At 44.7% G+C, this 15,475-nt stretch carries 32 protein-coding genes and 1 pseudogene; 21 read left to right on the plus strand and 12 right to left on the minus strand.

Features of this window, described 5'->3' with window-relative positions:
- The 3 genes from AC1F2U_RS19685 to AC1F2U_RS19695 all read right to left on the minus strand — a co-directional run.
- On the minus strand, positions 1-484 hold a 484-nt coding region (locus AC1F2U_RS19685; protein ID WP_480262621.1), incomplete at its 3' end, for a hypothetical protein.
- A gap of 2 nt (positions 485-486) precedes the next feature.
- Positions 487-891, minus strand: coding sequence for a hypothetical protein (locus AC1F2U_RS19690; RefSeq protein ID WP_480262622.1), 405 nt, complete (start codon positions 889-891; stop codon positions 487-489).
- A 5-nt stretch (positions 892-896) separates the two neighbouring features.
- The gene (locus AC1F2U_RS19695) at positions 897-1,244 is read right to left on the minus strand and encodes a hypothetical protein (RefSeq protein WP_480262623.1); all 348 of its coding nucleotides are present in this window, start codon (positions 1,242-1,244) and stop codon (positions 897-899) included.
- 217 nt (positions 1,245-1,461) lie between these two features.
- On the opposite strand from AC1F2U_RS19695, the gene AC1F2U_RS19700 reads away from it, so the two are divergent.
- Positions 1,462-2,046: a tyrosine-type recombinase/integrase gene (locus AC1F2U_RS19700; RefSeq protein ID WP_480262624.1), complete on the plus strand. Its 585-nt coding sequence runs from the start codon at positions 1,462-1,464 to the stop codon at positions 2,044-2,046.
- Positions 2,043-2,195: a hypothetical protein gene (locus tag AC1F2U_RS19705; RefSeq protein ID WP_480262625.1), complete on the plus strand. Its 153-nt coding sequence runs from the start codon at positions 2,043-2,045 to the stop codon at positions 2,193-2,195. Before AC1F2U_RS19700 ends, AC1F2U_RS19705 begins: the two co-directional genes overlap by 4 nt.
- A gap of 239 nt (positions 2,196-2,434) precedes the next feature.
- Here AC1F2U_RS19705 and AC1F2U_RS19710 read toward each other — a convergent pair whose 3' ends face one another.
- Positions 2,435-2,632, minus strand: a complete 198-nt coding sequence (locus AC1F2U_RS19710; RefSeq protein ID WP_480262626.1) for a hypothetical protein — start codon at positions 2,630-2,632, stop codon at positions 2,435-2,437.
- Between the two features lie 57 nt (positions 2,633-2,689).
- Here AC1F2U_RS19710 and AC1F2U_RS19715 point away from each other — a divergent pair, with 57 nt between their 5' ends.
- A complete protein-coding gene (locus tag AC1F2U_RS19715; protein ID WP_480262627.1) occupies positions 2,690-3,016 on the plus strand; it encodes a hypothetical protein in 327 nt (108 codons plus the stop codon).
- A gap of 71 nt (positions 3,017-3,087) precedes the next feature.
- On the opposite strand, the gene AC1F2U_RS19720 is transcribed toward AC1F2U_RS19715, so the two are convergent.
- From AC1F2U_RS19720 to AC1F2U_RS19750, 7 genes are all read right to left on the minus strand, one after another.
- On the minus strand, positions 3,088-3,801 hold the full coding sequence (locus tag AC1F2U_RS19720) for a hypothetical protein (protein WP_480262628.1): 714 nt from the start codon (positions 3,799-3,801) through the stop codon (positions 3,088-3,090).
- A gap of 49 nt (positions 3,802-3,850) precedes the next feature.
- Positions 3,851-4,825 (minus strand): hypothetical protein, encoded by a 975-nt coding sequence (locus AC1F2U_RS19725; RefSeq protein WP_480262629.1) that lies wholly within the window; start codon positions 4,823-4,825, stop codon positions 3,851-3,853.
- 92 nt (positions 4,826-4,917) lie between these two features.
- Complete coding sequence (locus tag AC1F2U_RS19730) at positions 4,918-5,163, minus strand: hypothetical protein (RefSeq protein ID WP_480262630.1); 246 nt, start codon at positions 5,161-5,163, stop codon at positions 4,918-4,920.
- A 63-nt stretch (positions 5,164-5,226) separates the two neighbouring features.
- Entirely contained in the window at positions 5,227-5,424 is a 198-nt protein-coding gene (locus AC1F2U_RS19735) for a hypothetical protein (protein WP_480262631.1), read from the minus strand.
- Positions 5,421-5,579: a hypothetical protein gene (locus AC1F2U_RS19740; RefSeq protein ID WP_480262632.1), complete on the minus strand. Its 159-nt coding sequence runs from the start codon at positions 5,577-5,579 to the stop codon at positions 5,421-5,423. Before AC1F2U_RS19740 ends, AC1F2U_RS19735 begins: the two co-directional genes overlap by 4 nt.
- Positions 5,580-5,760: 181 nt before the next feature.
- Positions 5,761-5,985, minus strand: a complete 225-nt coding sequence (locus tag AC1F2U_RS19745) for a hypothetical protein (RefSeq protein ID WP_480262633.1) — start codon at positions 5,983-5,985, stop codon at positions 5,761-5,763.
- A gap of 101 nt (positions 5,986-6,086) precedes the next feature.
- Complete coding sequence (locus AC1F2U_RS19750) at positions 6,087-6,440, minus strand: hypothetical protein (protein WP_480262634.1); 354 nt, start codon at positions 6,438-6,440, stop codon at positions 6,087-6,089.
- Between the two features lie 221 nt (positions 6,441-6,661).
- Between AC1F2U_RS19750 and AC1F2U_RS19755 the strand changes: the two genes are divergently transcribed.
- The 15 genes from AC1F2U_RS19755 to AC1F2U_RS19825 all read left to right on the plus strand — a co-directional run bounded on the left by AC1F2U_RS19755 (position 6,662) and on the right by AC1F2U_RS19825 (position 13,246).
- The gene (locus AC1F2U_RS19755) at positions 6,662-6,889 is read left to right on the plus strand and encodes a hypothetical protein (RefSeq protein WP_480262635.1); all 228 of its coding nucleotides are present in this window, start codon (positions 6,662-6,664) and stop codon (positions 6,887-6,889) included.
- A gap of 86 nt (positions 6,890-6,975) precedes the next feature.
- Positions 6,976-7,278: a hypothetical protein gene (locus AC1F2U_RS19760; protein WP_480262636.1), complete on the plus strand. Its 303-nt coding sequence runs from the start codon at positions 6,976-6,978 to the stop codon at positions 7,276-7,278.
- Entirely contained in the window at positions 7,253-7,723 is a 471-nt protein-coding gene (locus AC1F2U_RS19765; RefSeq protein ID WP_480262637.1) for a hypothetical protein, read from the plus strand. Before AC1F2U_RS19760 ends, AC1F2U_RS19765 begins: the two co-directional genes overlap by 26 nt.
- On the plus strand, positions 7,710-7,964 hold the full coding sequence (locus AC1F2U_RS19770; protein ID WP_480262638.1) for a hypothetical protein: 255 nt from the start codon (positions 7,710-7,712) through the stop codon (positions 7,962-7,964). Before AC1F2U_RS19765 ends, AC1F2U_RS19770 begins: the two co-directional genes overlap by 14 nt.
- 9 nt (positions 7,965-7,973) lie before the next feature.
- Complete coding sequence (locus AC1F2U_RS19775) at positions 7,974-8,486, plus strand: hypothetical protein (RefSeq protein ID WP_480262639.1); 513 nt, start codon at positions 7,974-7,976, stop codon at positions 8,484-8,486.
- Positions 8,486-8,758, plus strand: coding sequence for a hypothetical protein (locus AC1F2U_RS19780; RefSeq protein WP_480262640.1), 273 nt, complete (start codon positions 8,486-8,488; stop codon positions 8,756-8,758). The genes AC1F2U_RS19775 and AC1F2U_RS19780 overlap by 1 nt, the downstream gene beginning before the upstream one ends.
- Positions 8,740-9,279: a hypothetical protein gene (locus AC1F2U_RS19785; RefSeq protein ID WP_480262641.1), complete on the plus strand. Its 540-nt coding sequence runs from the start codon at positions 8,740-8,742 to the stop codon at positions 9,277-9,279. Before AC1F2U_RS19780 ends, AC1F2U_RS19785 begins: the two co-directional genes overlap by 19 nt.
- Entirely contained in the window at positions 9,269-9,604 is a 336-nt protein-coding gene (locus AC1F2U_RS19790; protein ID WP_480262642.1) for a hypothetical protein, read from the plus strand. The genes AC1F2U_RS19785 and AC1F2U_RS19790 overlap by 11 nt, the downstream gene beginning before the upstream one ends.
- Before the next feature lie 37 nt (positions 9,605-9,641).
- Positions 9,642-9,773: a hypothetical protein gene (locus AC1F2U_RS19795; protein ID WP_480262643.1), complete on the plus strand. Its 132-nt coding sequence runs from the start codon at positions 9,642-9,644 to the stop codon at positions 9,771-9,773.
- 77 nt (positions 9,774-9,850) lie between these two features.
- Positions 9,851-10,195: a hypothetical protein gene (locus tag AC1F2U_RS19800; protein WP_480262644.1), complete on the plus strand. Its 345-nt coding sequence runs from the start codon at positions 9,851-9,853 to the stop codon at positions 10,193-10,195.
- 58 nt (positions 10,196-10,253) lie between these two features.
- Positions 10,254-10,613, plus strand: coding sequence for a hypothetical protein (locus tag AC1F2U_RS19805; protein ID WP_480262645.1), 360 nt, complete (start codon positions 10,254-10,256; stop codon positions 10,611-10,613).
- Between the two features lie 2 nt (positions 10,614-10,615).
- On the plus strand, positions 10,616-11,296 hold the full coding sequence (locus AC1F2U_RS19810) for a hypothetical protein (RefSeq protein ID WP_480262646.1): 681 nt from the start codon (positions 10,616-10,618) through the stop codon (positions 11,294-11,296).
- Positions 11,289-11,534, plus strand: coding sequence for a hypothetical protein (locus AC1F2U_RS19815; protein ID WP_480262647.1), 246 nt, complete (start codon positions 11,289-11,291; stop codon positions 11,532-11,534). The genes AC1F2U_RS19810 and AC1F2U_RS19815 overlap by 8 nt, the downstream gene beginning before the upstream one ends.
- Positions 11,503-11,781 carry a hypothetical protein gene (locus AC1F2U_RS19820; RefSeq protein ID WP_480262648.1) on the plus strand — a complete coding sequence of 93 codons (279 nt, stop codon included), beginning with the start codon at positions 11,503-11,505 and terminating at the stop codon, positions 11,779-11,781. The genes AC1F2U_RS19815 and AC1F2U_RS19820 overlap by 32 nt, the downstream gene beginning before the upstream one ends.
- An 82-nt stretch (positions 11,782-11,863) precedes the next feature.
- Positions 11,864-13,246: an IS110 family transposase gene (locus tag AC1F2U_RS19825; protein ID WP_480262649.1), complete on the plus strand. Its 1,383-nt coding sequence runs from the start codon at positions 11,864-11,866 to the stop codon at positions 13,244-13,246.
- Between the two features lie 74 nt (positions 13,247-13,320).
- On the opposite strand, the gene AC1F2U_RS19830 is transcribed toward AC1F2U_RS19825, so the two are convergent.
- Positions 13,321-13,536 (minus strand): hypothetical protein, encoded by a 216-nt coding sequence (locus AC1F2U_RS19830; RefSeq protein WP_480262650.1) that lies wholly within the window; start codon positions 13,534-13,536, stop codon positions 13,321-13,323.
- Positions 13,537-13,702: 166 nt separating this feature from the next.
- Here AC1F2U_RS19830 and AC1F2U_RS19835 point away from each other — a divergent pair, with 166 nt between their 5' ends.
- From AC1F2U_RS19835 to AC1F2U_RS19845, 3 genes and pseudogenes are all read left to right on the plus strand, one after another.
- Positions 13,703-14,014, plus strand: a complete 312-nt coding sequence (locus AC1F2U_RS19835; protein WP_480262651.1) for a hypothetical protein — start codon at positions 13,703-13,705, stop codon at positions 14,012-14,014.
- Positions 14,010-14,321, plus strand: a pseudogene (locus tag AC1F2U_RS19840) (hypothetical protein); the annotation flags it as partial. The gene AC1F2U_RS19835 and the pseudogene AC1F2U_RS19840, both read left to right, overlap by 5 nt.
- Positions 14,322-14,594: 273 nt before the next feature.
- Complete coding sequence (locus tag AC1F2U_RS19845; RefSeq protein WP_480262652.1) at positions 14,595-15,452, plus strand: lysophospholipid acyltransferase family protein; 858 nt, start codon at positions 14,595-14,597, stop codon at positions 15,450-15,452.
- Positions 15,453-15,475: the final 23 nt, after the last annotated feature.

The following is a 15,475-nucleotide window of genomic DNA, read 5'->3' on the forward strand; positions in this document are numbered from 1 at the left end:
TTCTTTGTGTATTACTGGCTGCATCAAATGCATTGTTCGCGACCTTTGTCGAAGTACCAGCCGCATTTGTTGCATTAATTGCTGTTTTTTCAGCCTGATAAGCCTGTTGAGCAATTCTTGCAATTTCTGCTCTATCAGCGCCACGATCTTGTGCAGTCTTCAGTGCTTGAGCTAGACCATTGTCAGCAGTTTTTTCTACTTTAAAAAGCCTCTCTAGAGCCTGTCTTGATTGCTCTATAGCACTACTGACTTGCGGTTGTAGCTTATTACTTATAACTACCCCTGCTGCTGCTGTGGCTGTAGCAATATCCGGTTGCAATGAAGCTTTTATAGAATTTTTTAGCGATAACTCATCAACTGGTTTGATATTAGCAACTTGTTGCTTTAGTGCATTAATCTGTGATTGTAGCTTATCGCAACAATTGCATTTCCCAGCGCAATCTAGCGCTGATTGCATACTCCCAATTACGCTGGAGGTACTCATATTTAGCCGCAATTCCTATTTCTTAATTGATTAGATAAACCCTCAATCTGTGCCCAATCACTATTGCTGATGCACTTGCCACCGCAACCTGCGCCACAGACAGCTTTACAATCATCTAAGGATGCATACAAACCGGGGCTATTGTATTTACTAGTAGCCACACAAGCACCATTGATGCAATCGTATTTTTGTAATACTATACAAGATGCTGAATCCGATTGATAAATTGTGTAGCTGCCATCAACAAAGCTTTCTGCATTATTGAACGAAGTGTAAGCGTAGCCCCAGTAAGCTTGGTCGCCGGAACTAGAATGATAAGTAATTTGTGGCTCAGTGGGGTAGAAAATCGCAACCTTAGAAACTTGATTTCGCCCAACCACTTGATCGCCGCTTATGCACCATCCCATATTTTTTAATAATCGTTAGGGTTGATGGTAGAGCCAGTGTCAATCTTCGCTAGAGAAAGAGTTATCTGGTCAAGTCTGTACTGGTCTGTTCCACGGGTAGTAAAACCAGGATAGCCATCGCCAACAATCAAACTTTGGTCTACGTTAGCGTCAAAGTTAGCTTGATTTAAATAACTTTTAGCTGCTTTTACGATCGCAACTAAATGTCCTTCTGCTGTCGCAGTTGAGGGTGTGGATAAACCTGCGGCTACCAAAGCTGAGTCAGGTATAAACAATCCTGAAGTACTAGTAGTCGCTCCACTCGCTAGTCTTGTTGTTCCGGTTCCCAGGACTTGTACTAAAGTTGGTTCCATAAAAGCGGGTTTTCAATGAAGTGAATAAATCCGTTGTATGGCTGATTGAAATTTATGTAAATGTTCCACTTTTATGTAGAAGTGGAATATTCACGGAGGTCGTGTATCCTTTGCTGGGAATAGGATTGAGCGAATATTTACGGTTAGTGAATATTTAGGGAATTCCACTTTCACCTCTGATTCAGGTAAAAGCGGAACACACAATTTCAATTTCTATATGCCAAAGAATAACAGAACTGGGAAAGCTGCTGTAATTACAAACAGTGAATATTCCAAAATCCGACAACAAATTTTGACAGAAAAATACAAATTGCTTTTAGACATTGGATGGTTCACCGGGGAACGCTGGGGGGCCTTAGTCCAGCTGAGGATAAGCGATGTTTACGATCGTCCAGGCGTTGCTAAAACAGATATCATTTTTCCGGCAATCATCAGGAAGCATAGGCCAGACGGGACAGCCGATACCACAGAAATTCCAGTACATCCAATATTGAAGGAGTCTTTGGAGCGATACAGTCCACAAGCAAATAGTGAATGGTTGTTTCCATCAAGGTGTGGCACCAAACCAATCGTTTGGAAAAACGCTTACAACATTTTGATGGCTGCGGTGGAGAAAGCAGGGTATGAAGCTAAGGGTATTTCTACTCATACGATGAGACGTAGCTTTGTCAACCGATTGAGAAAGAATGGAATTCCGAAGGAAACTATTCGCACCTTCACCGGACACCGCGACAACAAAGGGCTTGACCCTTACTTTGAAATAGAAACGGACGAGAGAAGAGGCGCGATCGCAACTCTATGAACCCCAACCTCCTATTCCTCCAAATCGAAATCTTCTTCGACCGCTTGCAGAAAGGGGAATACGACCATCCCGTGTATTTGGCTATGGCACTGGAGAATCTCACTAACCAGGCATGGGATGAAGTCGAGCGGGTTTACCCAGATTTGTGAATCTGTGACAAAGCTTGCCCTGAGCGAATAAGCTGAAAATCTAAAACTTCAAAACAACTATTTGCCATCGCGCGTTCATCCTATTTAGGCGCGATCGCAAAATTCATTTTTGAAGACTTAATGAAATTGACTCCCAATAAAAAATTTGCTTTTAAGCACTATGACCACGAAATATCAATACTTTCAACCCACTTCTGGAGGCCCTCAGCACAGCTTCTGCTTATTGAGAATGCTTGACACTATTCATTGTTACTGTCTGGTTTGTCTTCTTGCCAGTCAAGTTCTAAGTCAACTCGCATCAGTTCAAGCAGGGCTTGCTCAAGCTTTTCATAAAATTCAATTGCTTTTTCTGGCGATGATGCGCTGACGGTCAACTGCACAACTGTTTTGTCTTGGCTTAGAGAAAGACGGAAATCATTATTTTTTTGTCTGGGCATTGGGCATTGGGGGTTGGGGAGAGTGGTAATATTGCCGTGTAACACGGCAGTTGAGATATGGGAAGGACTCGTACAACCTGGAAATCGGGTAGTACCTGGCGCAATGGGAAGACTACCTCAATTCGCGTCCCCGTAGCGCTCAAAGACAACATTTCGGTTTACGCTAGGGCTGTTGACTCCAAGTTGATAACCAATGAGTCTGAAAAAATCCCCATGCTGATAGGGGATTTCCTCGTCATAATTGACCGCTACATCGCTTGGAGAACTAAGAATTACCGCTCTACCAAACAATTTAGAGAACCAGACATTACCGCTCGTACCTGGGATGAGCTGCGGAAGCTTCAAGACCTGCTGCGGCAATCTCCAGAACTGTTGCAGGAGTGAAACCTTTGCGGCATCTCTGACAAAACCACCTTTGCACTACTGTCTGGTCAGATAATTTATAGCTACCGTTTTTAAAAATTAGTGTTGTTTGGTTGCACCTTGGGCATGGTGGGCGATTCATTCTTCCAGCCTCGGATCAAGTCCTTTATCTCAAATGGTAATTTACCATCTGCGATCGCACTTTCCACAACTACCCTACGCTGCACTGCCAGGGGGGATGTGATGCTACCGCCTGAAATGTGGCAATGGTGAATTTTTCTGCCAGACATCCAGCAGTAACGGTAATAGTTATGTTTGCTATTGCAACGTTTAACCCAGTACTTCTCAACCCAATGAGTATGTTCGGGAGCAGGGGGGCATGGGTCATCTAAGATACTGTGTTCGGGAGCAGATGTGTGTGTATCATGCTCCCGAACAAAGGGGAGGCGATCGCCCGCGATTTTTTCCGAGTCTTCACTGACTAATACAGAAACCTGTGTATCCTGCTCCCGAACAGTTGACTCCCACTTTTCCCAAGCTTGCTCGAAATCACCCCGGTTTAAATAGTCGTCTGGCGCCGGTGGCTCATTGCTGTCATCAAAGAAAATTGTCAGCTGTCCATCATCCCCAACTTGGTGGGGCACTTCCCCAAAGTGGGCAGGATTCCATCTGGTTTCTGGTCCGAGATGTTCGGGAGCAGTTTCTATTTCATCCCAGTAAGGATCGTGAATGGTAATCCTTGTTTCAATTGTTGGGGCAATGGCAAATAATGCTAATTGCCCTGGCACATCAGAATTATGTTTCATAATGTTTGTGGATTCTAAATCACGGCCGTGTCAGCGGCCTTTTTTTGTATTAATCAACTAACGGGTTAATACTTGAAGACTGCGTAACAGTGCTGATAATTCGATCGAATATTTCAGGTAAGTTTCTACGGTAAATCCCATATAGATTCTCAAATTTATCGAAGAATGAACGCTTGCATTCGTCGGTGAGGTTTTGAAGTTTTTGAAATCTCTGTTCGTCAATCCTCCAGTTATACGTTGTAATAAATGATTCCCTAAATCCCAGGTTAGGATTTGGTTGCTTGTGGTGTCTTAAACAGCGTTCATGCACGAAAGCTTGTCGATCCGCTTCTTTAGTGTCACGAGAACGAAGTTTAAGAATTAATGCTGTAGTTTCTTCTTCAAAGGTTGGCGCAAGAGTTGGAACTTGCTCCACAAGTTCCAACTCTTGATTTGTTACTTCTTCAGGAACTTCATTGAGAAGTTCCTGAGAAGTTTCTGAAGTGTTACTGAGGGGTTCTGGAAGGCTTGATTTTTCAGGTGTTTCAGGTGAGATATCCGGCATTTTCTGACCGACATCCGGTATTTTTTGACTGATGTCCGGTTCATTTATGCCGGATATAACGTCACTATTGACTGATGATTCTTGGTCATCATCTTTCATCCAAAACTCTTGAATTCGTCTTGCACCATGCAAGTTTTTGACCAACCAACACGCTGTTTTACGCGTATCATCCGTGCAGGTTTCTCGCTTGAATTCAAATAATCCTGTTGTGTATAAAAGTTGTCTTGCTAATCTAAAAGCTTTGTCACCTAATGATGTTGTTAGCTTCATCCATCTACTACCATACTGGTCAGAAGCCCAACATTCATTCCACAGCGTTTGAACTGTTCTTGTCTGGTTAACTACCCACTGGATATCATCAATCGGAATAATACAATGGGGTTTATTGAATTTACCTGATACTTTCTTCTCTTTGTTGCGGTTAATAGGAATAATCCTATTTTGAGAAGAATTGATGACTTCTAAGCTGTTTTCTGGCATAATACTATTAGCTAATTTTTATTAGTTAATTCGCAGAAAGCCACCCACGATCTCTAAATCTATCGGTGGCTTTTTGGTTTTTTTTATGGGTCTCAAAGACTGTCTAGGATTGCGTCGATACGGTTTTGAAAATCAGTAATTGCATCGTCCACTGTTGGTAAAACTTCCACTTCTAAGTCGTAACCTACGCAAAAACTGATTCTGCCTCTGTAACGAGCAATGTATCTGTACCCCACAATTCGCGATCGCCAATCCCCCCTAGCTAATCTTGATTCTGTGGATTCCACTTCTGGGGTAATAATTGCCCAAAATCCTTTGTACGTATAGTTCATACTCATTAGTCATTAGTCATTTGTCATTTGTCATTTGCGATCGCACCCCTCCCCCAACCCCGCGATCGCTCAAAAAAACCAAATTATTGGTTCTGGCTCATAGTCTTCCGGTGAGGTGCAGTCAAGATAGGACAGTCCATCTTCCTCGTCGTAGTCTAAGGTTGGTTCTGGGGTTCGCCAAGGACGGTAAGGGCAAGTTTTGCACCTCGGCTCATCGTTTTTTGGTGGCTCACAGACATTGCCACGTCTGTTTTTACATTTAGTCATTTGTCATTTGCGATCGCACCCCGCTCCCCCGCTCCCCCGCTCCCCACACCGCGATCGCAACGCCCCGTGTTAGTCGAGAAAAACGCGCATAACGCCGGTTCCACCACAGTCACGACACTCAACGTAGCGTCGATCGTCCGGTTCCCAGTCGTCATGTTGAAATCGTCCCTCACCCTCGCACATAGGGCATTCAACGTTTTCAGTCCGTCCAGTCTCGCAGTTATAGAGTTTGTTAATTCTGAATGTCAGCTTCATTTTCTTCGGTTGGCTATTCATAATAGATAAGGTTTTGGTAGTCACTGCGATCGCTAAATCTCTGGTGGCTTTTTGATTTTTTTAAGACCGCTTTTCGTTCAACCAGTGGTCATCAGGAAAGCTGGAATCTGCTTCAAAATCAGCATTTTCACATCTGGTAACACCGAAAAAAGCAAGCTCGTTTTGTTGAGTTAGGGCTGTGCCCACATCACCGGCTCTACTTTTATCTGTGTGCCAGCACAGGGCAACAAGCGCATTTTTGTCAGGGTTTAGAGCAAGAGCAACGTAAATTGTTTGTTTCTTCATTCGTCATTCGTCATTAGTTATTAATTCGTGGCGATCGCACTCCGGTTTGAAGTGAGCCGATAGCCACGAATAAAGCCGTCTACCTAAACAGGCAAACGGCTTTATTCTTGATGTTCAGTTTTTTCGTCTTGACTAAAATCCTTGTCTAATTGGTGCAGTTCTTGCAACCTAATCTCTAATTCACTTGCTTGAGTTTTGTAATAAGCCAGCTGTCGCTCGGTTTCTTGGATCAGCTGGCGAACTATTTCCCCAGTGACTCCATTACTTGACCGTTCTCCAGTGCTAGCGGTATCTGCTTGTTGGCCACTCTCTCCACTAACTCTGATCGTGTCATTCCCAGACTCTCGGCTAATTGTCGAAGTGCTTCCCATGATTCCGGTGTTACTCTCAAAGTCCCGGATATCCCTACTTTCCCGCTTTTCGGACGGCCTGTTCTTGCCATTTTCTATTCCCATATCGACCCCTCAATTATTGCACATCTAAAAGTATATAATTAGCTTGCACTTTTGAACGTGCAGTATTAATATCATAGTATACTTTTACAAGTATAAAAGTCTCCCCAACGCCTAACCCTTTGCGTTGCAACCGGAGCAAGCACCCGCGCCACCTTGCGCGGAAACACCCTGCAATCACCAGAGAACTGAGCGCGGTAACGAATTTACCGAGCGGTGATATTTTGATATGCACAGTTAGTAACCAAGGAGAACTACTAGAGAAAAAACAATTCATGAATGAACAAAAACCGGATGAAATCGAAACACCCGAATCGAACAAAGATTTTGATTACTGGGATGAAATAGCCGAGCGTTATGGGGATGGATGCCCCCGTTGTGGCTCGGATGAAATTGTTTGGGAAGAGGAGGACTGTAGTTATTACTGCGAAAGCTGCCATTCCTTCATCTGATGCCCAAATAAAAAGGCGACCACTACTCGCAAGCGATCGCCTTGTTCAATGAAAATTTATCAATTATCAATGAGGAGATTTTACCAATGTCTAAGCCATTAGGCTACTACACGGGATACACACCCGGCGATAATTCACTTTTAGAAACAGTTCAAGAGGAGTATGGCAGCACGTTTGAGAAAATGACCAAGCGAGAAAAGCTGGTTATTCTCACCGTCTTGGCATCGCATATTGGTTGCCAGCTTGACGGAGATGTTCGGGGGGAAATTTTTGCTCTAGCAAAACAGATGAGAGATGAGCTTTCACTCTCCGACCAGGCAGGAATCATGCAAGCGATTATCGATCAAGTCCGCTGGGGGCAGAATGCAGAACCTGTACACCACTCCTGAAGCAGCCAAGTTAACCAACATTCCAGAAAGCACGATCCGCAGTTGGTTAACCCGATATCCTTCAGTGTTCCAGTTTGATATTCATGTCATCAAGGATGAACACAAACAAAACCTCTGGACTGATGCGGGAATTGAACTGTTGCAGAGTCGGCGTGCGTCGAAAAATGCAACGGATGATGATGCAAATTTTGACGCAGAATCCGATGCACCGGATTTACTTGAGTCGCTGTTAGAGGAGGATGCACAGCGACTCGCCAACGAATATTGGCGACAGCTGCCGGGGCGAACATTGCAACGCATTAAACAGATGCGGGACAATCCCACACCCGAACAACGCCAGATAGTGCAAACATCAGTCCGCGCTGCAATCAACGCCGGAACTGAGCATCTACTCTTACCCACATATCAGCCGATGTTGCTAGAGGGAGGAGATGAAACAGACTAAACAACAGCTTACCAGCAAGGTTGTACCATTCACCGGGGAATTTTACCCAACGGCATCTGAACCCGCAGCCGCCGGGAATAACCTCGCTGCATTTTTAGTCATGCTTGCAGCTGCATTAGTTGCTGGCTTGAGCATAGGTGCAATCTCCACTTACCAAAGCGCGGATCAAGTGCAACTGCGCGAAATGAAAGCGCAAAGCCAACAGCTTGAGAAAGTCAAAAACCAAGTTTGTAACAGATAGGAGTAAACAATGGGAATCCTGGCACGAATTACCAGCGCTGCAAAGTCCAGCAACAAGAGTAATGAATCGTCGCTCTCTACTGGGGGCCACGGCATAGATAAAAATAGGGTGCTATCTCCAACAGATCCAACCGTCATTAACCCAGTGAATGCGGGGAGTTGGGAGACTGTCAGGACAGCACCTATCAATGATACGCCACGCTACTTCAACAAAGCTGAGGCTGATGCACTCAAGCGAGTTGCAACCCAGAAGAAAGAAGAAGCACGCCAGGCGAAGCGCGCTTACAAATCCCTGAAAACCCTTGAACAATCGGACGCACAGGTACACACTGCCCATCGTAACTACATTAAGGGAGTTGCAGATAGCGAACTCACTAAAAAACGGTCTGATGCTTCTACCGCAAGGCATTTGCACACGCTGCGACCTGAGTATGCACGGTTGGGCTTTGGTTTAGACCGCGCTGAAAACAAAGCCCAGCAACGGATTGACGAACTCAAAGCCAAAATCAAGGAAAAATACTAATGGCAAAGGCGGTACACCTGGGGGCTTGGTTTCTTCTGGGATGTATCGCCTCTAGCTTTGTGGCTTGGCTAGGGGCGCTGCATCCTGCTTTATTTCGGGTGATGTGGGTTATCTACATAATGTCTTGCGCTGCGCTAGTCCTAGCTTTACTAACAGATGACGCGGTGAGACAGTTTCTCAAGTTGTCTGAACCAGATTATTATGCCTTGCTGATTGCGATCGCAGTTTCGATTGTTTTGGGAGGAATGCTGTCATGGCTGATAGGTGGTTAAAAACCAACTGTTTGCTAGCTAGCGCCACAGCTTTTTGGCTAGCTGCACTTTCTCCCCTGCCCCAAATTGGCAAGGGAATCAGCTACAGTCTGGCACTGGTGGCAGCAGTGCAACTCGTCGGTGAGTCGCGGCGACTCACCGCGCAGGATGCACGACGCGCAGCACTAACAGCCATGAACCAAGAACTAGAACAGGTGGAGATTGGACTTCATACCCAACAGCAAGAGCAAGCGCTCTACGAAATTTACGGCGCTGCACCGACTTACCCGCCGGAAGTTAAGGAGGAGCTAACCACCAGCCTGGAACACTTATATAAGGAGCCGAGCGCGGATCGTAGCGGCGAAACTTCCGCTTCCACTTCCGTAGATAAAGCCTTCTACTTAGCAGTAATCAGTTTGTTGAAAGTCAAAGGGGAGACTTATGTGATTGAGCAAATATTGAAATTGGGCGGCCGCCGATGGGAAGAGGGCAAGCGGCGATTGCAGCAAATTTTAGAGGAGGGAGAGAGGAATGGATGGTAACGAAGTGCTAAGTTCAGCGCTTGTCAAAATGGCAACGTCTCCAGTTAAGGCGGATCGAGATGCGATCGCGCGACTTGAGCGTGAATGTCAAACGGACATTACAAAAATCACTGCAACACTTGAAAATTCACAGATTGTTGTCCAAGCGATCAACAGCCAGTCACAAGAGAATAAAGGACTCAAAATATTAGCAACAGGTCTGTTTTGGTCTGGTGTTATTGGTATTGCGACTATGTTTGTTAGACCTTCTTATGTCTGGTGTGGCGTGTCGCTAGGCTTCGTGTCTGGCATTGCTGGCAGAGTTATGCAGCCTTTCAAGAGTTGAAAGCGATCGCGTTAACCAATCAACCAATAGGAGAATTATGGAAACCTACGAAAAATTTCTCAATTTACTAAGCACAGAGATAGCTCGGCAGCCACCAGAGATAGCTAAGGAGTTGCGCCGAATTCTGGTCAAAGTGAGTACTCAAGTATTGGAAGAACAGAAGGACTAATTCAAAAGCGCGATCGCTTTTGAGAAGTGCGTTAGCGTAGCTCGCCGGAGGCATCGCTTTCATAAACCGATTCAAGTATGTCAAAAATATCACATCCAATAATATTTGAGCGTTACACCATAACCGTTTTTGAATCAGGGCTGTTTGGAAGAGCTGGTATTTACCAGTATCCACTCACGGTGGTAACTTTTGTTCGTTTAAGCGAGCGTACTAAAATTGCCGCATTAAGACTGGGATATTCGCCACCGATTGACTTGCCAGCACGCATCCCTTTCGAGGATGGCGGATACACTAACGAATGGATACTAAAGGGTGAAACGGCAGCGCCACTTTTCAGCATCTACCTTGGCGATGACGACGGGAGCAAATTTTTTGATGAACCTATAGATTTGCTTGATTCGCCGTCTGCCGAGGAGGACTGAAGTTTTTAGCGATCGCAATTAAAAATCAATTCAAACAAGTAAAAAATAGCACACAAGCATGAAAATCAAAACCATTTCTTACAAACGCGTACTCAATCTCGGAAATTACGAAAACAAGCATCTAGAACTATTTGCTGAAGTTGAGGAAGGAGAAGACCCAGAACAAGCTATCTTGCAACTTGCGGATACAGTCGAGCGCACAATCCGAGAATCAGTAACCAAGGAATACAACAGGCAAATGTTGCAGGCTGAAGTGCGGAAAGAAAAGTTGCTCGATGAGATTGCCGAACTCAAAGCCGAACTTAAACAGCTTGGAAAAATTAAGGATGAGCCACCAAAGAAGGAGGCTGACCCGGACGACATCCCTTTTGACCAAACGTCTCAAGCCCAAAAAAACGATCCTAACGAGCATTTTTAATCATGACCAAACATGACACTTGGGTGAAACTCAAGCCCGGCAATCCCTATGAGCCAATTTTGGATTTATTTGTAGACGGGATGATACCCATGCGCGACCCTTTCCCGATGGAGCGAACCGTTGACCAAAATGGTGAAGAAGTGGCGCTGTGGATTATCGACGTAGAGCGCCTTAGTAGCATTCAATTTCAGTCCTTAGCCCAAATTACTGCCATCCACTGCAAAGCTGATGCAGTCGCAGTTGCACTTGAGGCAGAGCTAAAAGGTGGCTTTTCCATGAGTCACGAGTGGGTTGCTTCTATGCAGTGCTGGGTGGAAGGGTTCGCCCGCAGCAAAGAACTTGCTGATTTTTTTGAAACTGCACCACAGTCAGGAACGCCTGAAGGCGCTAGAGCTTTTGTTGAGTTTTGCAATACCCAGTATGACCGATGGATTGATGGCAACCAGGAACCACCGCAAATCCTCTCCATTGAGGATGTTGACCCAAGGCTGAGAACACCGGAACTGGAGCGAATCTTCGAGATGGTACCAATTGAAACCGCGATCGCGAACACTGGCTACTCAGTTCTTGATGTTCTCACGGGTCGAGCAATGGTTGATTCCCTAAATATTATTGACCCAGAAAACTCATATTCATTAGTTGGATATGATGACGAATTTGATGATGATGAAATTTATGAGTAATGAAAGTTTAACAACTAAACCACCAAATAATGACTTCGTGACTTTACCAAAAGATTTATATGTTTTAAACAGTTTAGCAATCGGAGTAGCTATACAACTTCTCGCCAAAATGTCTGGAGAAAGCATAGAAGATTGGAAAGAATATGTAGGGGCAAAAGCTGGCGAACAATACCGTGAATTATCTGCTGAAAAAATTCAAGAAATAGTTGAGACTCTGGATAATTCTAGAACCGCCTGATGAATCGCAATTGCGATCGCGCTACGGCGTGGGCCACCTGACACAGTGGCCGAAACGGTGGGAATTACCCACCGTCGCGGGTTGTGTCCAAAGCACCCGCCCCACTGCTCTAGGGAACGGGGCGTTAACAGTGAATCGCACCTCCATTCGTGAGGCGTTGTGCCCATTCAAGCGCACCCTCCCTAGAGCTACCGGGTTAAACCCAGCGTTAAGAGTGAATCGCGCCCCTCTTTTGGTGGGGTGTTAGGGGATTCAAGCGTACAAACTGGGCTTTTCAATTATTCGTGGTAGGAACACGAATTTTAAATACCCCAATTAGCAACTGAACCATGACAATTGAATCGATTAGATCCTTGGGAGTTGATGTTAGTAAGTCAAGCGCAACTTGTCATATTTTAACACAATATCCCGCAGGTGGATTGAAGACCTATTGGCAAAAAAGCCGGACTAAAGCTAATAGTTTATTTCCCAGTTTCTACTCTAATCCCAAACGTAAAAGCAAGCAGAAATCAGCTTTTGATTTTGCTGATTACGTAATAGAGAATAAGCCCGATGTGGCAATTCTTGAGCCAACAGGAAATCATTACTCAAGGCTTTGGGCGAGAATCCTGGAAAGCTTAGAAATTAAAATCCTTTGGGTTGGTCATATTGAGCTGAGGCGTTATCGCGGTGGCAAAAACCTACCCAATAAATCTGATGAGGCTGACGCTTTAGCTATGGCTGCTTACGCTCTCGATCAAGAAAATTATCTAGAAACTGGTGAACTTAACCCACGCCAATTTCTAATGCACCGTCCACAGCTAATTGATGAACTGCGGGAACTGGTGCAACAACTCGAACACCTTAACCGGGTACAAAGCCCAATCATTAACTACACTCGCCAAAACCTAGCTTGGCAGTTTCCAGAAAAAGCTCACAGTAAAACTGAAAGCACCAAGCTGGGCAATGTTCCGCCGTTATGGGGTTGGTTAGCCGAAAGGAAATTGGAAGTACACCCACAAAGTTACAAATCAATATCCAAGCAATACCAGCAATCGGCGGCGGTGCAATTTGGACTAGAGATAGATCCAACTGTTCGCCTACACGCTAGCTGGCTTTGCGATATCGACATCGAGGAGCAGCGACTAGAAACTAAACTCAAGTCGCTGGTCAATGATGAACTTTTCTTAACCTATAACCAGATTTTCGATCAGTTCAGTTTTGGATTGAGAATTAGGGCCAGGCTGCTGAGTCGGATTTATCCGTTTGAAGCGTTTCTCAGCAATGGGAAACAGTTGATTGAGCGAGAGGTCAGGGAGGTAAAGAAAAAACAAGTCACCCGCGAGAATGGTAAATCTGTAGTGAAATTCCTACCCGGTGATGTCAAACGGGTGAAACGCAACCGCAGCCGGGATGCTTTTAAACTTAGGCTGGGTATGGGAACAGTCCTGGAGCAATCCGGGGATAAGTTAGTTGAGAAAGGAGCCGGCAGCGCCCTTTGTCGAATGAACTTCTGGCAGCACGTGATCACAAAGGTTGAGGTTGAGGGGCGGCTGCCTGATAATCCTATAGGTAACGAGATTGCCCTTTATAAGGAAACACTCAAAAAGAATGTTGACGGTTCAGGCAAGCAGCTGCTCAACGGTAAGCACTTGCAAAACAAGCTGATGTCTAAGGTTGCAAATCTTCTGTTTCGGGAATTATCGAGAGCGATCGCGGTTCAGCAAAACTAAGTTTTGCATCCAGTGAACGCGATTGCAGTGTCCACTGGACTGTAAGTTGTCTCTGACTTAACTCCAAGTTGTCTTCAAGTTGCCGGAGTGAAGTCAAGGTAATACTCAACACCTGCTTTAAAAAATTCTGTTGCGTTGGGATTGGTAATACACATCTCTAGCTTGCCGCTAGGTGTCGCTTGCCAAAAGGACTTGTTCTCTTCAGTGCTTTTAAGAACTGGGGCTAAATTAACTGTTGTGCTACCACTAGCATGACTAGTTACGCATTCTGCTAAAAATTTAGCTCTCATTATATGGATCTCCAAGAGTTACTAGAATCGCTGATTTCTCTGCCATCGACCTTTATAGCCTATTACGATGATTTGTATGGGTATCCTTGGGGCAGGATGCGGCTTACAGGTACGCTGTGCCTCGGCTTTGCCTTCTGGCTGGCGATTTTAAGTCTTTTATTCAACTATGTTTAATTACTACAAACTAGAAGGGCAAACGCCCGTTGCCGTTGAGTCATTCATTGAGTGGTCTTTGTGGATAATGTCAGCCCACACCACAGTTATGATCAACGAACTCAAGGACTCTATAATTTCAACTAGATTTGTGGGCATAGACTTAAACCCTGGCAGCTGCAACTCTGGCTCTAAGCCGATGGTATTTGAAACTTTGGTCATGGGTGGAGCGATGGATGGGAAAAGAAACTTTTACCCTGCCTGGGATGAAGCAATACAGGGACATCTCAAAATATGCACCCAAGTTTTTAAGTTACTAGAGTGAATGGCAAGTTAAACCAGAAACCTTAAAAGGCTGGTCGAAATATTGTCTTAAACAAGAACTAACACCAACGCAGTTTGAAAATAGTCCTGCAAAGGCACGCCAAGTTATATCTTGCATCACGCGCCGTGAGTTTAACAAGCAATTTATCGCCAGCAGTAATAATGAAATCGCTGCTGTGCGTGGCGTCGGTTGCTGGTGGATGACTGGCAGCTATACAGGCTGCAACAGCGGATTTACTGCTACATATCTTCAAAAGGTTGTGGGTTTTTACCAGCAGCAGCGTTCAAAACCAGCAACTACTCGATAGATATCACCAAATTAATCGCCGCGATCTGACAATAAAAATATGAGTGGAAAGTAATTTAGAGACGTAGTAGTGCTATGTCTCTACAAGGATTATGGATAAAGCATATTTAATTTCACCAAATATCTAAATGATTAAGCGATCGCAATTAAGTAAAATCAACTGCTACGCGGCTATGTTGAATTTAATACAGAGTTTTAGCTTTAACCCAACCGTATTGAGTTATATCTAATCAAGGGATTGTTTGAACTTTGCCAATGCTGTTAGAATGCCTCGATGTCAAAAAAGCAACATTTATTAAACAAAAGACTTGGTTGGTCTTTGGATGAGCGAGATCCAAAGTTCATAGAATCTCTGATGCCCCTGTTTGGCTTTTTGTATCGCTACTATTTCCGAGTTCAAACTAGTGGCTGGGAGAATATTCCACCCCAGCAAAAAGTTTTATTTGTTGGTTCGCACAATGGGGGACTCGCAGCCCCAGATATGGCAATGATGATGTACGACTGGTTCCGAAGATTTGGTGTAGAGAAACCCATTTATGGTTTGATGCATCCCAAAGCTTGGCAGGTTAGCCCGCCACTAGCGCAACTGGTAGCCAAGGCTGGAGCAATCATTGCCCATCCAAAAATGGCTTATACTGCCTTACGCTCTGGAGCGAGTGTGCTAGTTTATCCCGGTGGAGCCGAAGATGTCTTCCGACCGCATTATTTACGTAATAAAATCTATCTAGCTGGGCGACAAGGATTTATCAAGTTAGCGTTACGGGAAAATGTGCCGATTGTGCCTGTGATTTCTTGGGGCGCTCACGATACACTCATTATCATCGCTGACTGCTACAAAGTTGTGCAGCAACTCCACGAGTGGGGGATGCCTTGGCTATTAGGTATCGATCCAGAAGTTTTTCCAATCTATCTCGGACTACCTTGGGGATTAGCAATTGGCCCATTGCCAAATATTCCATTGCCAGTGCCCATATATACGCGGGTTTGTCCGCCAATTATATTTGAACGTTACGGTCGTGAAGCAGCTAGCGATCGCCATTATGTCAATGAATGTTATGAATTAGTTGTTAGTCAGATGCAGCAAGAGTTAGACAACTTAATAAAGCTAACTGCTCAGACTAATTCTCTTTGAAAAGTTATGAGTTAGAAGTTTTG

It is taken from the genome of Nostoc sp. LEGE 12454, from assembly GCF_056620565.1.

Excerpts from the sequence above, each read along its gene's own strand:
- AC1F2U_RS19690 (WP_480262622.1), bottom strand. The coding sequence starts at position 891 with ATGGGATGGTGCATAAGCGGCGATCAAGTGGTTGGGCGAAATCAAGTT.
- AC1F2U_RS19695 (WP_480262623.1), bottom strand. The coding sequence starts at position 1,244 with ATGGAACCAACTTTAGTACAAGTCCTGGGAACCGGAACAACAAGACTA.
- AC1F2U_RS19700 (WP_480262624.1), top strand. The coding sequence starts at position 1,462 with ATGCCAAAGAATAACAGAACTGGGAAAGCTGCTGTAATTACAAACAGT.
- AC1F2U_RS19705 (WP_480262625.1), top strand. The coding sequence starts at position 2,043 with ATGAACCCCAACCTCCTATTCCTCCAAATCGAAATCTTCTTCGACCGC.
- AC1F2U_RS19710 (WP_480262626.1), bottom strand. The coding sequence starts at position 2,632 with ATGCCCAGACAAAAAAATAATGATTTCCGTCTTTCTCTAAGCCAAGAC.
- AC1F2U_RS19715 (WP_480262627.1), top strand. The coding sequence starts at position 2,690 with ATGGGAAGGACTCGTACAACCTGGAAATCGGGTAGTACCTGGCGCAAT.
- AC1F2U_RS19720 (WP_480262628.1), bottom strand. The coding sequence starts at position 3,801 with ATGAAACATAATTCTGATGTGCCAGGGCAATTAGCATTATTTGCCATT.
- AC1F2U_RS19725 (WP_480262629.1), bottom strand. The coding sequence starts at position 4,825 with ATGCCAGAAAACAGCTTAGAAGTCATCAATTCTTCTCAAAATAGGATT.
- AC1F2U_RS19730 (WP_480262630.1), bottom strand. The coding sequence starts at position 5,163 with ATGAGTATGAACTATACGTACAAAGGATTTTGGGCAATTATTACCCCA.
- AC1F2U_RS19735 (WP_480262631.1), bottom strand. The coding sequence starts at position 5,424 with ATGACTAAATGTAAAAACAGACGTGGCAATGTCTGTGAGCCACCAAAA.
- AC1F2U_RS19740 (WP_480262632.1), bottom strand. The coding sequence starts at position 5,579 with ATGACGACTGGGAACCGGACGATCGACGCTACGTTGAGTGTCGTGACT.
- AC1F2U_RS19745 (WP_480262633.1), bottom strand. The coding sequence starts at position 5,985 with ATGAAGAAACAAACAATTTACGTTGCTCTTGCTCTAAACCCTGACAAA.
- AC1F2U_RS19750 (WP_480262634.1), bottom strand. The coding sequence starts at position 6,440 with ATGGGAATAGAAAATGGCAAGAACAGGCCGTCCGAAAAGCGGGAAAGT.
- AC1F2U_RS19760 (WP_480262636.1), top strand. The coding sequence starts at position 6,976 with ATGTCTAAGCCATTAGGCTACTACACGGGATACACACCCGGCGATAAT.
- AC1F2U_RS19765 (WP_480262637.1), top strand. The coding sequence starts at position 7,253 with ATGCAGAACCTGTACACCACTCCTGAAGCAGCCAAGTTAACCAACATT.
- AC1F2U_RS19770 (WP_480262638.1), top strand. The coding sequence starts at position 7,710 with ATGAAACAGACTAAACAACAGCTTACCAGCAAGGTTGTACCATTCACC.
- AC1F2U_RS19775 (WP_480262639.1), top strand. The coding sequence starts at position 7,974 with ATGGGAATCCTGGCACGAATTACCAGCGCTGCAAAGTCCAGCAACAAG.
- AC1F2U_RS19780 (WP_480262640.1), top strand. The coding sequence starts at position 8,486 with ATGGCAAAGGCGGTACACCTGGGGGCTTGGTTTCTTCTGGGATGTATC.
- AC1F2U_RS19785 (WP_480262641.1), top strand. The coding sequence starts at position 8,740 with ATGGCTGATAGGTGGTTAAAAACCAACTGTTTGCTAGCTAGCGCCACA.
- AC1F2U_RS19790 (WP_480262642.1), top strand. The coding sequence starts at position 9,269 with ATGGATGGTAACGAAGTGCTAAGTTCAGCGCTTGTCAAAATGGCAACG.
- AC1F2U_RS19795 (WP_480262643.1), top strand. The coding sequence starts at position 9,642 with ATGGAAACCTACGAAAAATTTCTCAATTTACTAAGCACAGAGATAGCT.
- AC1F2U_RS19800 (WP_480262644.1), top strand. The coding sequence starts at position 9,851 with ATGTCAAAAATATCACATCCAATAATATTTGAGCGTTACACCATAACC.
- AC1F2U_RS19805 (WP_480262645.1), top strand. The coding sequence starts at position 10,254 with ATGAAAATCAAAACCATTTCTTACAAACGCGTACTCAATCTCGGAAAT.
- AC1F2U_RS19810 (WP_480262646.1), top strand. The coding sequence starts at position 10,616 with ATGACCAAACATGACACTTGGGTGAAACTCAAGCCCGGCAATCCCTAT.
- AC1F2U_RS19815 (WP_480262647.1), top strand. The coding sequence starts at position 11,289 with ATGAGTAATGAAAGTTTAACAACTAAACCACCAAATAATGACTTCGTG.
- AC1F2U_RS19825 (WP_480262649.1), top strand. The coding sequence starts at position 11,864 with ATGACAATTGAATCGATTAGATCCTTGGGAGTTGATGTTAGTAAGTCA.
- AC1F2U_RS19830 (WP_480262650.1), bottom strand. The coding sequence starts at position 13,536 with ATGAGAGCTAAATTTTTAGCAGAATGCGTAACTAGTCATGCTAGTGGT.
- AC1F2U_RS19835 (WP_480262651.1), top strand. The coding sequence starts at position 13,703 with ATGTTTAATTACTACAAACTAGAAGGGCAAACGCCCGTTGCCGTTGAG.
- AC1F2U_RS19845 (WP_480262652.1), top strand. The coding sequence starts at position 14,595 with ATGTCAAAAAAGCAACATTTATTAAACAAAAGACTTGGTTGGTCTTTG.